1 protein-coding gene is annotated in these 304 nt (G+C 45.4%); it reads right to left on the bottom strand.

Features of this window, described 5'->3' with window-relative positions; all coding sequences use genetic code 11:
- The coding region (locus AB9F29_RS22045; RefSeq protein WP_369757269.1) for a ParB/RepB/Spo0J family partition protein at window positions 1–204 on the bottom strand (204 nt) is incomplete at its 3' end.
- Window positions 205–304 lie beyond the last annotated feature (100 nt).

Here is a 304-nt window from a genome sequence, read left to right on the forward strand (position 1 = left end):
CGCCTCTAGGCGATGATACCCCTCGATCAAAACGAAACCTGTTTTTCCAGTCCGCAGTCTGATTGGGGTCGTCTGACCATTTTCAAGCATATCCTCCGCAATCGCCTGCAATTTGCCTAGATCAAGTGTCTTTTTGCGCTTGGCTGGAACGCGGATATCCGAAATTAAAAAGCTCTCTTTAGTCAAAATATCCCGACACTGCATCGGTTTTCCCAAATTAGCCAGCACAATTAGATGATTGGCCGTAAGATTGGCTGAATAGGAAATAGAGAATAATCGAAGGAGGCTCTGAAACGCCTGAATA

The sequence above is a fragment of the Falsihalocynthiibacter sp. S25ZX9 genome, from assembly GCF_041205405.1.
Lineage (GTDB): Bacteria > Pseudomonadota > Alphaproteobacteria > Rhodobacterales > Rhodobacteraceae > Falsihalocynthiibacter > Falsihalocynthiibacter arcticus.